The following is a 16,162-nucleotide window of genomic DNA, read 5'->3' on the forward strand; positions in this document are numbered from 1 at the left end:
GGCGCATCGCCCGCCCGGTCGTTGTTCCTAGCGCTCGAGCCAGTTCTCGATCGCGTCGGCGGCCTCCGCCGAGCCGTCCTCCAGGATCGTGAAGTGGTCGGCTTGCACCGGCACCAGGGTGTGCGTCGCATCCCACGGCTGGGTCTGCCAGTTCTCGCGCTCGGCCGCACCCTGCAGGAACGACCGGTCGCACTGCACGAACAACACCGGCGCGGCCACCGAGCCGGGCACGATCTGCTGCAACAGCTCCACATACCGGCCCATGCCGGTCAATCGGGCCTGGTCGAAGCGACCGAACAGCGCTTCCTGCGACACCATGTGCTCGGCCATGGCGCGCAGCAGCCACTCGCCATCGTCGTCCACCTTGTAGGTGTCGAGCATGACCACCCCGGCGGGCGCCGGGCCAGCGGCCGCTTCCAGGTACTCGGTGACCAGGTAGGCCAGCAGGCCACCCGAGGAATGCCCGAGCAGCACGAACGGATCTCCCTGTGCCGCTTCGAGGACGCAGCGCGCCAAGGCTTCCGCGGCCGCCGCCGGCGTCGTCGGCAGTGGCTCACCCGCAGCGAAACCGATCGGCGGCAACACCAGCACGTCGCGGGCGGCGCGCAGGTGCGAGGTGATCCGGGCGTAGAGATGCGCGCCGCCGGTGGCCAGCGGCGGGCTCAGGCAGATGATCCGCGGCAGGGCAGGACCCGCCGCGAGTCGCGTGGGCGCCGGCAGTTCGGCCAATTCGCCTGCCGCCGAGAACTGTTCACGCAGCTCCGCCACCGCTCGCAAGAGCGTGAAGCCCTTGCCGACGTGGCCGGACACCACCGCGCCGCGGAACATTCCGTACAGCGAATCGTCCACGGCGCCGGGCTCTTCGGCGCTGCGCGGCCCGGTACTGAGCTCCTTTCGCAGGTATCGGGCCAGTGCCGCGGGCGTCTTGTGGTCGAAGATCGCGGCGGCCGGCAACGTCAGGCCGGTGGAATTGCTCAGCGCGGTGCGCAATTCCATAGCGGCCAGTGAATCGAACCCGGATTCGAGGAAATCGCGTTCGGGATCGAGTGCGTCGGCGCTCTCGTGCCCGAGCAGCCGGGCGGCGTGCTCGAGGATGTGCGTCCGCAGCCACTGTTCCTGCTCGGACTCCGAGAGTTGGGCCAGGCGCCTGCGCGTGGCGCCCGCATCCTGCGCGCCGGCGCTCTGGCGGCGCCCGGCGCGCTTGACCAGGTCGCGAAGCAGCGCGGGTACCGCGTCGCGCGTCCGTAGCGCGGCCAGGTCGATCTCTACCGGTACGTGTGCCGGACGGCCCGAAGAGACTGCGGTGTCGAACAATTCGAGCGCTTTGTCCGCGGTCAGCGGCGGCAGACCCTGGCGGCGCATGCGCTGCCGGTCGGCTTGGCTGAGCCACTGCGACAGCCCGGTTTCGATATCCCACAGACCGTAGGCGAGCGAAGTCGCCGGAAGTCCCTGGGCGTGACGGTAGGTCGCGAGCGCGTCGAGGAATGCATTGGCCGCCGCGTAGCCGCCCTGCCCCGCGGGCAGGATCGAACCCGCCGCCGAGGAGATCAGTACGAAGGCGGCCGGTCCGGCGTCGCGGGTGAGTTCGTGCAGCCACCACGCGGCATCGGCCTTGGCGCCGAGGGAGTAGTCGATCTGATCCGGGGTCAAGGTGTCGACCAGGCCGTTGTGGGCGACGCCAGCCACGTGGACGACCGCACCCAGCGGATGCTCCGCGGGTACTGCGGTGAGCAGGTCCCGCAAGGCATCACGGTCCGTGACATCGCAGGCGACCACCTGAACCGCAGCGCCGAGAGCTTCGAGCTCCGCGATGAGGTCGGCAGCGGCGGCCGGTCCGCGGCGTCCTGCCAGCAGCAGGTGCCGCACACCGTGCGCGTTCACCAGATGCTTCGCCAGGTGGCTGCCGATTCCGCCGGTGCCACCGGTGATCACCACGGTCCGTTCGGGATCCCACGGCGACTGCGGCTCCGCTTCGGGCGCCGTGGCCCGCACGAGCCTGGGCACCCGAGTCCCGTCCGCGTGGACGGACAGTTCCGGCTCGCCCGACATCGCCGCGGCCACCAGCAGATCCGACGTTATCTCCACGGCTGCCTCGATGAGCACGATCCGGCCCGGATTCTCCGCCTGCGCCGCACGCACCAGACCCCACACCGCGGCCGCGGCCGGATCGGTAATGGCGTCGGTGACGACGGCCAGAGTGCTTGCGGCGTAGCGGTCTTCGCTCAGGAACTGCTGGATGACGCCGAGTGTGCCGTGCAAGGCCGCGCGCAACCGGACCGGCATGTCGGCGTCGCCGACCGGAGGCCGGAAGAGCAGGAATGCCTCCGGCTCGGCCGCACCCCACTCCGCCCAGGAAACTCCTGCCGCGGAGCGCAGTTGCGGACCGGACCGCCAGGTGAGCTCGTAGCGCGCGTCATTCGACCGCGAGGCGGCCACGAACAGCTCCGGCGACAGCGGGCGCAGCGCGAGGGACTGCACGGAAAGCAGTGGCGCGCCCACGGAATCGGCCATCGTCATGGTGACCGTCCCCTGATCCAGCCGCAACCGGACCCGCACCCGCCGGGCGCCGTCGGCGTACAGACGCACCGAGGACCACGAGAACGGCACGAGAGCCGACCGCTCCCCGTGTTCGGCGACGTCCTGAGCCAGCCCGAAGGGCAACGCGTGCATGGTCGCGTCGAGCAACGCCGGATGCACGCCATAGCCTTGGGCCGAGGTCTGCTCGGGCAGCGCCACTTCGGCGAAGAGGTCTTCGCCGCGCCGCCAGAGGGCCACCAGGCCTTGGAAAGCGGGCCCGTAGTTGTAGCCGTGGCCCGCGAGCACGTCGTAGGCGCCGTCGACCGGCACTTCCGTGGCGCCGGTGGGTGGCCACTGCACGAGGTCGTCCCAGTCGTCCGTGTCGTCGGTCTCCTGGCCGGGGCTCACGGTGCCGGTCGCATGGTGGGTCCATGGGATCGACGGGTCGTCCTCGTCCTTGCGGGAGTAGATGTCGACTCGCCGGCGCTCGTTCTCATCGCCGTCGCCGACGATCACCTGGATCTGTACTCCGCCGTTGGCCTGGAACACCAGCGGCGCCAACAATGTCAGCTCCGTCAGCTCGGGGCAGTCGACCTGATCGCCCGCGTGCAGAGCCAGTTCGACGAATCCGGTTCCGGGCAGCAGCACCATGCCGAGCACGTCGTGATCGGCCAGCCAGGGATGAGTGGCGGTGGACAGGCGGCCGGTGAGCCGGACTCCCCCGCTCTCCGGCTGTGCCACCACGGCGCCCAGCATGGGGTGTGTCCCGGCCCGCAGGCCGAGCGCGTGCGCCTCGCCCGTGTGCAGTGGGCCGATGGTCCAGAAGGGCCGGTGCTGGAAGTCGTAGGTCGGCAGATCGACCCGCGTGGCGCCGATGCCGGCGTAGTAGCGAGTCCAATCCACGGTCGAGCCCGTGACGTGCAGTCGGGCGAGGCCGGTGAGCACGGTCGTGGGGCCGGCGTTGTCTCGTCTGGTCAGCGCGATCGCGGTTGCGGTGTCGAGAGTTTGGGCGATCATCGGGGTCAACACGGCGTCGGGGCCGACCTCGGCGAACCTGGAAACACCCGAACCGGCCATCGCGGTCACGGCATCGGCGAAGCGCACCGTGTCCCGAACCTGGCCCACCCAATACGAGGAATATGCCATCTCGTCCGTGACGCGTGCACCGGTCACGGTCGACACCAGCGGGATCCTCGGGCGGGCGAAGGTCAAACCCTCGATCGCCGTGGCGAATTCGGCCAGCATCGGGTCCATCAGTGCCGAGTGGAAGGCGTGCGATACCCGCAATCGATGTGTGCGCCAACCCTGTTCGGCACAACGATCGGCGACGGCCACGACATCGTTCTCGATACCGGAAACAACCACCGACGCCGGACCGTTCACGGCCGCGATCGACACACCATCGACCAGCAACGGCAGCACATCGGATTCCGACGCACCGACCGCCACCATCGCACCACCGGTGGGGAGCGCCTGCATCAGACGGCCACGCGCGGCCACCAGCACACAAGCATCGGACAGGGAGAGCACCCCGGCCACATGCGCGGCGGCGACTTCACCGATCGAGTGGCCTGCCACGACATCCGCACGGACGCCCCAGGATTCGAGGAGCCGGAACAAGGCGACCTCGAATGCGAACAGCCCCGACTGTGCGAACACGGTCCGGTCGACCAGGTCACCGCCCGACAGCGCCGCGCTCAGCGAAACCGGCTGATCCAGCAGCGGATCCAGTTCCGCGACGATCGCATCGAACGCCGCAGCGAACACCGGATAGGCCGCGTGCAACTCGGCTGCCATCCCGGCCCACTGCGCACCCTGACCGGAGAACACCAGGCCCGTGGAGCCTGGCACCACACGACCGGACACCACGCCCGCAACCGACTCGCCGCGGCCCAGTGCCTGGGTGCCCGCGAGCAGATCATCACGCCCCGCCGCCAGCACCACGGCGCGCTGCTCGAACACCGCGCGCGTGGCAGCCAGCGAGAAGCCGACATCCACCGGATCCGAATCATGTTCGGCCGCATGGGAGGCCAGGCGCGCGGCCTGACCAGCTAGGGCTTCGCCATTGCGCGCCGAGATCACCCACGGCAACACCCCGCCGACCGGGACCGTCTTGCTCGCCGAATCCACAGTCGCGGCCATCGGCGCCTGCTCGAGGATGACGTGCGCATTGGTGCCGCTGATGCCGAACGAGGACACCCCGGCCCGCCGCGGCCGATCCGATTCCGGCCACGGCACGGCCTCGGTCAGCAGCCGCACCTGCCCTTCGGACCAATCGACCTTGGTCGAGGGCTGATCCACGTGCAGGGTCCGCGGCAGCTCACCGTGCCGCATGGCCATCACCATCTTGATCACGCCGCCCACGCCCGCGGCGGCCTGGGAGTGACCGATATTGGACTTCAGCGATCCCAGCCACAGCGGCCGATCCGCCTCCCGATCCTGCCCGTAGGTGGCCAGCAGTGCCTGGGCCTCGATGGGATCGCCCAGTGTCGTTCCGGTGCCGTGCGCCTCGACCACATCGATATCGACCGGCGAGACACCGGCATTGGCCAGCGCCTGCCGGATCACCCGCCGCTGCGACGGGCCATTCGGCGCGGTCAAACCATTGGACGCGCCATCCTGATTCACCGCGGAACCGGCGATCACGGCCAGCACCTGATGACCGTTGCGCCGGGCATCGGACAGCCGCTCCAGCACCAGCACGCCGACGCCTTCGGACCAGCCGACGCCATCGGCGCTGTCGGCGAAGGATTTACAGCGCCCGTCGGGGGACAATCCCCGCTGGCGGCTGAATTCCACCATGGTCTCGGGTGTCGCCATCACCGTCACGCCACCGGCCAGTGCCAGATCGGATTCGCCCGACCGCAGCGATTGCGCGGCCAGATGCATGGCCACCAGCGACGACGAGCACGCGGTATCGACCGATACGGCCGGGCCTTCCAGCCCGAGCGTGTAGGCGACGCGGCCGGAGACCAGGCTGCCCGCGGCATTGGTGCCGGTGCCCTGGGCGTAGTCGTGGTACATGACGCCGGCGAACACTCCGGTCGAACTGCCCCGCAGTGCGGCCGGATCCACGCCGGCGCGTTCGAGGGCCTCCCAGGTGGTTTCCAGTAGTTGCCGCTGCTGGGGATCCATCATGGTGGCTTCGATGGGGCTGATGCCGAAGAAGTCCGGATCGAAATCGGCGGCGGTGTGCAGGAACCCGCCTTCGCGGGTGTAGGACTTGCCCACGCGGCCGGGTTCCGGATCGTAGAGGCCGTTGAGATCCCAGCCGCGGTCGACGGGGAGGGTCGATACCGCGTCGGCGCCGGTTCGGACCAGCTCCCAGAGTCCTTCGGGAGAGGTGACTCCGCCGGGGTAGCGGCAGGCCATGCCGACGACAGCGATCGCCTCGTTGCCCGCGGTCCGGGTGGCGGTGACCGCGTGTTCGCGGCCGGTGCCGGTGAGTTCGTCGGCCAGATACTTCGCCAGCGCTTGCGGTGACGGGTAATCGAATACCAGCGTCGCGGACAAGGGCAGGCCCGTGACGGTTTTCAGGGCATTGCGGAACTCGATGGCGGTGATCGAGTCGAAGCCGAGTTCGTTGAAGGCCTTGTCCATTGCGATCGAATCGGCGTTCTGGTGACCGAGGATCGCGGCGGCCTGACCGCGGACGATCTCGACCAGTACGGCGAATCGCTCGCTCTCCGGCGTATCGAGCAGCCGTGCGCGCAGCGCGGCGGCCGCACCCGAGACCGCCTTGCGGCGACCGGGAATCAGACCGGCGAACAATGCGGGCGCGGCGAATGCCGTGCGGCGCATGGCATCCAGATCCAGCCGGGCGAGGACCGGCGCTGCCGCTTCGATTCCGGCGGCGGCGTCGAACAGTGCGAGACCCTGTTCCGCCGACAGTGGCAGCAGGCCCGAACGGGACATGCGCTGCCGGTCGACCTCGCTGAGTTCCGCGGCCATGCCGCCGTCCATGTCCCACAGACCCCACGCCAGGGATTGCCCCGGGCGACCGGATGCCCTGCGGTGCACCGCGAGTGCGTCCAGGCAGGCGTTGGCCGCGGCGTAGTTGCCCTGACCGGGGTTGCCGACCGGGCCGGCCACCGAGCTGAACAGTACGAACGCCTTCAGCGGCAGTTCTGCGGTCAGTTCCTGCAGATGGAGGGCGGCATCGACCTTGGGGCCCAGCACCGTATCCAAACGGTCCGGGGTCAGGGAGGCGATGGCGCCGTCGTCGAGGACTCCGGCCAGGTGGTACACACCCGCGACCGGATGATCGGCAGAGATACCAGCCAGCACCGCGGCGAGTGCGTCACGATCGGCGACATCGCAGGCGGTGAATTCGGCTTCGGCGCCCAGATCCTGCAATTCCGCACGGAATTCGGCAGCGCCGGGCGCGCCCTCACCGCGGCGGCTCAGCAGCAGGAGTCGGCGCGCACCGTATGCGTCGACCAGGTGCCGGGCGAACAGCGCGCCGAGGTAGCCGCTGGCGCCGGTGATCAGCACCGTGTCGTCGGGATCGAAAACGCCGGTTGCCGGGGCGGTTTCGGCAGCAACGACGACCCGGTTGAGTCGTGGTCGGTACACCTGCCCGCCGCGCACGGCCACCTGTGGTTCGTTCGCGGCCAGAATGCCGCCGAGCAGTGCTTCGAGCTCGGAATCGGTATCCACCAGAACGATCCGGCCGGGGCTCTCCGCCTGCGCGGAACGAACCAGACCGGCCACCGCGGCCCCGGCCAGGTTCGTAATGTACTCCCCGGCAACGGATGCGGCACCAGTGGTTCGGACCACGAGCACCGATTCGCCGGAGGACTCATCGGCGATCCAGGACTGCAGCCTTTGCAGCGCCCCGTGTGTCGCGGCGCGAACGGCGGCGGGATCGTTGCCCTTCGGGCTGTCCCATACCACCGGATCCGGGACCTGTTCGCCCTCGGATACCGGCATCGGCGTCCAGGCGATCTCGAACATGGCGGTGCGAGCGATCGGCGTACCGGCAGTCAGCTGGGCGGGATCGATCGGCCGGGAAGCCAAGTGCCGCACGGTCATTACCGGAGCACCGGTCGAGTCCATCAGATCCAGTGCCACCCCGCGCTCACCGACCGGGGTGTACCGGACGCGCAGCGCGTCGGCGCCCGACGCGTGCACGGTGACGCCAGTCCATTCGAACGGCAAGAGCAGTCCGGCTCCGTCCGCAGTGGTATCGGCGGCGAAACGCAAGGCGTGCAGGGCCGCATCCAGCAGCGCCGGGTGCACGCCGAACCGCTCGGCGTCCGCGCGGGCCGACTCGGGCAGGGTGACCTCGGCGTAGAGCCCGTCTGCGGTGCGCCAGACCGACTTCAGCGCCTGGAATACCGGGCCGTAGTGATAGCCCTGCGCGTCGAGGGATTCGTAGGCGTCCTCGAGGTCGATCGCGGTGGCGCCGGCGGGTGGCCACTGTGCCGAATCGACTGCGGCGCTGTCGACTGCGGGCGCGAGCACGCCTTCGGCGTTCAGCGTCCACGATGGCGCGGAATCGAGATCTTCGTCGGGGCGGGAGAAGATCCGCACCCCGCGACGACCCGTCTCGTCCGCGGCACCGACCACCACGCGCACCGCGACGCCCGCCGACTGCGGCAGCACCAGCGGAGCCCGCAGGAGCAGCTCGTCCAGAGTCGAGCACCCCACGCGCTCACCGGCGTGCAGGGCGAGTTCGACCAGGCCGGTGCCGGGGAACAAGACGGTGTCCATGACCGCGTGGTCGGCCAGCCACGGATGCGTCTGCACCGAGAGGCGACCGCTCAGCGAGAGGGCGTCGGAGTCGGGTTGCGACACCACCGCCGAGACCAGGGGGTGCCCGGTCATCGAGAAGCCCAGGGAGCGGGCGTCACCGCCGGTGGGCGCGGTCATCCAGTAGCGGCGACGCTGGAAGGCGTAGGTGGGCAGGTCGATTCGCCGTGCGCCGGTGCCGGCGTACAGGCCGGCCCAATCGACGTGAGCGCCGGAGACGAACAACCCGGCCACGCCCGCCGCGAGCGCGGACGCGTCCGCCCGGCCGCGACGCGCGAGCGCGAACACCACCGGAGTCGTGGCCGCCTCGAGCTCGCCGATGATCTGGTCGATCATCGGGAAGAGCGCGGCATCCGGCCCGACTTCGGCGAACCGTGACACGCCCATATTTGCCATTGCGGCAATGGCATCGGCGAAGCGGACGGTGTCGCGGACCTGGCCCACCCAGTACGACGGGTCGGTCATCTCGTCGTCGACGCGGGCGCCGGTGACGGTGGATACCAGCCGGATGCTCGGGCGGTTGAACGTCAGCCCCTCGATGGCCGAGGCGAACTCGGTCAGCATCGGCTCCATCAACGCCGAATGGAAGGCATGCGACACCCGCAAACGGTGTGTCCGCCAACCCCGTTCGGCGCAGATATCGACCACGGCCGAAACCGCTTGTTCGACACCGGAAACCACCACCGAGGACCGACCGTTCACCGCCGCGATGGATACACCGTCGACCAGCAAGGACAGCACCTCGGACTCGGACGCACCGACGGCAACCATTGCCCCACCAGCGGGCAGAGCCTGCATCAAACGGCCTCGCGCAGCGACCAGTACGCACGCGTCCGGCAGGGACAGCACCCCTGCCACATGTGCGGCAGCGACCTCACCGATCGAATGCCCCGCCACCACATCCGCACGCATGCCCAAGGATTCGAGCACGCGGAACAGCGCCACTTCGAAGGCGAACAGACCCGCTTGCGCGAAGACCGTTTGATCGACGAGCTCCTCGGACGACAGCGCCGCGCTCAGCGAAACCGACTGTTCCAGCAGCGGATCCAGCTCGGCGACGATCGCATCGAATGTCTCCGCGAATACCGGATACGCCGCCCGCAACTCGGCTGCCATACCGGCCCACTGTGCACCCTGCCCGGAGAACACCAGGCCCGTCGAACCCGTAACTGCCCGACCGGATACCACTTCGGCAGCCGCCTCGCCGCGGCCGACCGCCTGGGTTCCGGCCCGCAGGCCATCCCGGTCGGCGGACAACACCACGGCCCGGTGCTCGAACAGCGCCCTCGAAGTCACCAGCGACAAGCCGATATCGATCGGCTCGTGCTCGTCCACCTCCGAGGCGAGGCGCCTGGCCTGCTCGGCGAGAGCCTCATCGGTACGGGCCGAAAGCACCCACGGCAGGATGCCACCGACCGGGCGGGCCTCGATCGCCGGTACGGGAGCCGCATTCGCTGCGGGAGCCTGTTCGACGATGACGTGGGCATTGGTGCCGCTGAGACCGAACGAGGACACACCGGCACGTCGGGGCCGGTCCACCTCCGGCCACGGCACCGACTCGGTCAGCAGGCGGATATGGCCCTCGGACCAATCGACCTTGGTGCTCGGCTGATCGATGTGCAGCGTGCGGGGCAGCACTCCGTGCTGCAGCGCCATGATCATCTTGATCACGCCGCCCACACCGGCCGCGGCCTGCGCGTGCCCGATATTGGACTTCAAGGACCCCAGCCACAGCGGGCGATCGGCCTCCCGATCCTGCCCGTAGGTGGCCAGCAGGGCTTGCGCCTCGATGGGATCGCCGAGCGTCGTGCCGGTGCCGTGGGCCTCGACCGCATCCACGTCGACCGCAGACACTCCGGCATTGGCCAGCGCCTGGCGGATCACCCGGCGCTGGGACGGACCGTTGGGCGCGGTCAGGCCGTTCGACGCGCCATCCTGATTCACCGCGGAACCGGCGAGCACCGCCAAGACCTGATGGCCATTGCGCCGGGCATCGGACAATCTCTCCAGCACCAGCATTCCGGCACCCTCGGACCAGCCGACACCATCGGCGCTGTCCGCGAACGACTTACACCGGCCGTCGGGCGAGAGCCCGCGCTGCCGGCTGAATTCGAGCAGCATCCCGGGTGTCGCCATCACCGCGACACCACCGGCGAGCGCCAGGTCGCACTCCCCCGACCGCAGCGACTGCGCGGCGAGGTGCATGGCCACCAAGGAGGATGAGCACGCCGTATCGATCGACATGGCAGGGCCTTCCAGCCCCAGCGTGTAGGCGATGCGACCGGGAATCAGACTGCCCGCGGTGCTGCTGCCGGTGCCGGATCCCTCGCCGTAATCGTGGTACATGACGCCGGTGAAGACACCGGTCGAACTACCGCGCAGCGCAGCCGGATCCACACCGGCGCGTTCGAGGGCCTCCCAGGATACTTCCAGCAGCACCCGCTGCTGGGGATCCATGATGATGGCCTCGTTGGGGCTGATCCCGAAGAAGTCGGCGTCGAAATCCGTTGCAGCATAGAGGAACGAGCCTTGGCGGGTGTAGGTCCGGCCTGCCTTGCCGGGCTCCGGATCGTAGATGCCCTCGACGTCCCAGCCTCGATTGCCCGGTAGCTCACCGGTGGTATCGATGCCCGAGCTGACGACCTGCCACAGATCCTCCGGCGAGGCGACGCCGCCGGGATAGCGGCAGCTCATGGCCACCACGGCGATCGGGTCGTCGCCGGCGATTCGGCTGGCGGTGATCTCTATATCGTCCCCGGCGCCGGTGAGCTGGGAATCGATGAACTCCGCCACGGTCTGCGGGTTGGGTTGATCGAAGACCAGCGTGGCCGGCAATTGCAGTCCGGTCGCGGCATTGAGCCGGTTGCGGAACTCGACGGCGCCCAGCGAATCGAAGCCGAGCTCCTGGAAGGCCCGCTGGGGTTCGACGGCATCGATCGAGCCGTGTCCGAGGATTTCGGCGGCGACCGATCGGACGAGGTCGAGCAGCGCGGTGCGGCGGTCGGTGTCGGAGAGCCCGGCCAGCTTCTTGGCGAAGGCCTGGCTCGCCGGGGTTCGATTATTGCGGCGCACCGGGATCGGCACGATCGCGCGGATCAGGGCGGGGATGTCGTCACCGCGGGTGCGCAGTACGGCCGGGTCGATGCGCAGGGCGACCAGCTGGGCGGTGCCGGTGGCTATGGCCGCATCGAACAGTGCCAGGCCGTCGGCTTCGTTCAGTGGCGGGAAGCCCTGGCGGCGCATCCAGTCGAAGGCCTCCTCGGACAGTTCGACGCCGAGTCCGCTCGAACGCGCCCACAGACCGTAGTCGATGGAGGTCGCCGGGAGTCCCGCGCGGTGCCGGTGTGCGGCAAGGGCATCGAGGAAGACGTTCGCGGCGGCGTAGTTGGCCTGGCCCGCGGCCAGTACCAGCCCGCCTGCCGAGGACAGCAGCACGAACAGTGACAGTGGCTTGTCCCGAGTCAGTTCGTGCAGATGCCACGCCGCGTCGACCTTGGGCCGGAAGACCTGGTCGATCCGCTCGGCGGTCATCGATCCGATCAGGCCGTTGTCGGCGGTTCCGGCCGCATGGACCACGCCGATCAGCGGTTGCTCGGCTGGGATGGCGGCCAGCAGCGCTTCGAGCGCGGATCGATCCGAGACATCGCATGCGGCGATGGTGATTTCGGCGCCGAGTTCGGCCAGCTCCGCGGACAGTTCCGCCGCACCGGGCGCATCCGGTCCGCGCCGGGAGGTCAGCAGCAGGTGGCGCACACCGTGTTCGGTCACCAGATGGCGGGCGAGCACCGCACCCAGGCCACCGGTGCCACCGGTCACCAGCACGGTGCCCGGTTCGGACAGCGGGGTGATGGTGCCCGGTGCGTGCCGGGTCAGTCGCGGTACCAGGAGGCTCGTGCCCCGCAGTGCGAGTTCGGGTTCCGACGCCACCGCCGCGAGGGCGGCGGGCACTGTGGACGGATCAGCGTCTTCATCGAGATCGACGATCTGGATCCGGCCCGGGTGTTCGGCCTGTGCGGCGCGCAGCAGACCCCACACCGGCGCCTGATCCAGGCGCACCTGTTCGGAATCAGTGACGGCCACAGCGTTTCTGGTGAGCACGACCAGGCGGGAATCGTCCGACTGAGGATCGGTCAGCCAACTGTGAAGGGTATCGAGGACACCGGTGACGACCTGCCGGGCCGCCTCCGGTGGCGGACCGTCGAGGCGGGCGCACTCGAACACCGTGATCTCGGGAAGAGCCGATTCCTGCTTCGACAGCGGTGTGACTGCGACCCAGTCCACGCCGAAGAAGGCCTCCGACACGCGATTCGCGTTCAGGCGCTCGGCGGACACCGGCCGGGACACCAGCGCGCCCACCGACAGCACCGGCCGGCCCTGCTCATCGGCGAGGTGCAGGGCCAATCGGTTGTCCTGCAGCATGATCCGGACCCGCGCGGCCGCCGCACCGGTGGCATGCACCACGACCCGGTTCCAGCTGAACGGCAGCGCCGGGAAACCTTCGATGCCGCCGCGCAGCCCGTGCAGGATCACGGCATGCATGGCAGCGTCGAACAATGCCGGGTGGATGCCGAAACCGTGGGCTTCCTTCGGATCCGGCAGGGCGACCTCGGCGAACAGCTCGTCGCCGCGGTGCCATGCCGCTTGCAAGCCCTGGAAGAACGGGCCATAGCCATAGCCGACATTCAGCAGCTCGTCGTACGCGCCTTCGATATCCAGTGGCTGCGCGTCGGCGGGAGGCCAAGTGGTGAGGTCGAATTCGGGCGCGGTTTCGCCCGGGGTGAGCACGCCTTCGGCATGCAGTACCCACGGGCTCTCGACCGTCTGGCGGGAATGCACGCTCAGGCGTCGGCGCCCGGCGTCGTCGGCGGCCGACACGACGACCTGTACCGAGACACCCCCTGCGGCAGGCATTGTCAACGGGCTGTGCAGGACCAGTTCGTCCACGACATCGCAGCCAAGGACGCCGCCGACGTAGGCGGCCAGTTCGACGAATCCGGTGCCCGGCAGCAGTACGGTGCCGAAGACGCTGTGATCGGCCAGCCATTCCACCGAGTCCAGCGACCACCGGCCGGTGAAGCTGACCCCGCCCGAATCCGGATGCGGCACAAGGGCGCCGAGCAGCGGATGATCGACCACATCGAGTCCGGCAGCGCCGATCCCGCCCAGGTCGGCGCCGAGCCAGGAATGGGCCAGCATCTGCTTGGCGTCGAGCCAGAAGCGCTGATGTTGGAAGGCGTAGGTGGGCAGGTCGATTCGCCGCGCACCAGGCCCGGCATAGAAACCGGTCCAATCGACTTCAGCGCCGGTGACGAACAACCCGGCCACCCCGCGCAGTGCGGTGGAGAGGTCGGCCTGGTCCCGGCGTGCCAGGGCCACCATCGCGGCGGACCCGTCGTCGAGTGTCTGGGCGATCATCGGGGTCAGGGCCGCGTCGGGTCCGACCTCGGCGAACCGGGACACACCCAGATCCACCATCGCGGTGACCGCGGTGGCGAAGCGCACGGTGTCCCGAATCTGGCCGACCCAATACGACGGGTCCGACATCTCGTCGGTCACCCGCACACCGGTCACGGTGGATACCAACGGCATGTTCGGCCGGTGGAATGTCAGACCCTGTATCGCCGAAGCGAATTCGGTCAGCATCGGTTCCATGAGCGCCGAATGGAAGGCGTGCGAGACCCGCAAGCGACGCGTGCGCCAGCCGCGCTCGGCGCACACTTCGACCACGGCCAGCACGGCCTCTTCGACACCGGAGAGCACCACCGACGACGGGCCGTTGACCGCGGCGATCGCTACCCCATCGGTCAGCAATGGCAGCACATCGGCCTCGGCGGCGCCGACGGCGACCATGGCTCCGCCCTCGGGCAGGGCCTGCATCAACCGGCCGCGCGCGGCGACCAGTACGCACGCATCCGTCAGCGAGAGCACGCCCGCCACATGGGCGGCGGCCACCTCACCGATCGAGTGCCCCGCCACGACATCGGCACGGACGCCCCAGGATTCGAGCCGGCGGAACAAGGCCACCTCGAAGGCGAACAGGCCCGCCTGCGCGAATACCGTCGAATCGATCAGATCGTCCGACGACAGCGCGACGGTCAGCGAAACCGATTGCCCCAGCAGCGGATCCAGCTCGGCGACGATGGCGTCGAAATGCTCGGCGAACACCGGGCACGACGCACGCAGCTCGGCCGCCATACCGGCCCACTGCGCGCCCTGTCCGGAGAACACCAGACCTGTCGAACCCGGGAGCACACGACCGGTCACCACACCCGGAGTTGTCTCGCTGCGGCTCAGCGCGCGCACGCCCGCCAGCAGGCCATCCCCGTCCTCGGCGAGGACGACCGCGCGGTGCTCGAAAACGGCACGTGTGGCGGCCAGCGAGAAGCCGACGTCCGCGGGATCGGAATGACGTTCGGCCACAGCGGATGCCAGGCGGGCAGCCTGACCCGCGAGAGCTTCACCGCTGCGCGCAGACACCACCCAGGGCAGCAACCCGCCGGACCGAATCGTCGCCTGCTCCGCCACCGGCTCGGTGGCCGGAGCCTGTTCCAGGATGATGTGCGCATTGGTACCGCTGATACCGAACGAGGACACACCGGCACGCCGCGGACGATCCGTCTCCGGCCACGGCACGGCCTCGGTCAGCAAGCGCACATGACCGTCGGACCAATCCACCTTCCTGGATGGCTGATCCACGTGCAGCGTCTTGGGCAAGACCCCCTGCTGCATCGCCATGACCATCTTGATCACACCGCCCACACCGGCCGCCGCCTGCGCGTGCCCGATATTGGACTTCAACGACCCCAGCCACAACGGCCGATCGTCCGCACGATCCTGCCCGTAGGTGGCGAGCAGCGCTTGAGCTTCGATCGGATCGCCCAGCGTGGTACCCGTGCCGTGCGCCTCGACCACGTCCACGTCGAGTGGTGAGATCCCGGCATTCGTCAAGGCCTGCCGGATCACTCGCCGTTGCGCTGGACCGTTCGGCGCGGTCAGACCGTTGGACGCGCCGTCCTGGTTGACCGCCGAACCGGTGATCACCGCGAGGATCTGATGGCCGTTGCGCTGTGCATCGGACAACCGCTCCAGCACCAGCACGCCGACGCCTTCGGACCAGCCCACGCCATCGGCGCTGTCGGCGAACGATTTACACCGCCCGTCGGGCGAGAGTCCGCGCTGGCGGCTGAATTCCACGAGCGTCTCCGGGGTGGCCATGACCGCCACGCCACCAGCCAGCGCGAGATCGCATTCGCCCGAGCGCAAGGATGCCGCCGCGGAATGCATTGCCACCAAGGACGACGAGCATGCCGTATCGACCGTGACCGATGGGCCTTCCAGGCCGAATACATACGAAACTCGGCCGGAGGAATAGGATCCCAGATTCGTATTGAACGGATAGTCGTGGTACATCATGCCGACCCAGACACCGGTCCGGCTGCCCTTCAACGAACCCGGGTCCACACCCGCCCGCTCGAACGCCTCCCACGAAGTCTCCAGCAGCAGAAACTGCTGCGGATCCATTGCCGTTGCCTCATTGGGGCTGATATTGAAGAATGCCGGATCGAATTCGCCTGCGTCATGCAGGAATCCGCCCTGGCGGGTGAGCGTGGAGGCCGGCGCCGTACCGGTGGGGTCGTAGAGGCGTTCGGTATCCCAGCCCCGATTCGCGGGGAAATCCGTGGTCGCGTCGGTCCCCTCGGAAACCAGCCGCCACAAGTCCTCGGGAGAACCGACCCCACCCGGATACCGGCACGCCATGCCCACGATCGCGATGGGTTCGCGAAGAGCCGCGTCGAGCTCGCGATTGCGGGCGCGCAGCCGCCCGGTCTCCTTGAGTGAAACGCGTAGCGCCTGAGCCAGTTTCTCGATGTTATCGTCGGGCTTCGTCATA

General features: G+C 69.0%; 1 protein-coding gene. It reads right to left on the minus strand.

All coding sequences use genetic code 11. The features are described from left to right. Positions 1-27: 27 nt before the first annotated feature. The gene (locus ACH438_RS34590) at positions 28-16,161 is read right to left on the minus strand and encodes an SDR family NAD(P)-dependent oxidoreductase (RefSeq protein WP_397013070.1); all 16,134 of its coding nucleotides are present in this window, start codon (positions 16,159-16,161) and stop codon (positions 28-30) included. Position 16,162 lies beyond the last annotated feature (1 nt).

It is taken from the genome of Nocardia sp. NPDC020380, assembly GCF_044386975.1.
GTDB lineage: Bacteria > Actinomycetota > Actinomycetes > Mycobacteriales > Mycobacteriaceae > Nocardia.

Excerpts from the sequence above, each read along its gene's own strand:
- ACH438_RS34590 (WP_397013070.1), bottom strand. The coding sequence starts at position 16,161 with ATGACGAAGCCCGACGATAACATCGAGAAACTGGCTCAGGCGCTACGC.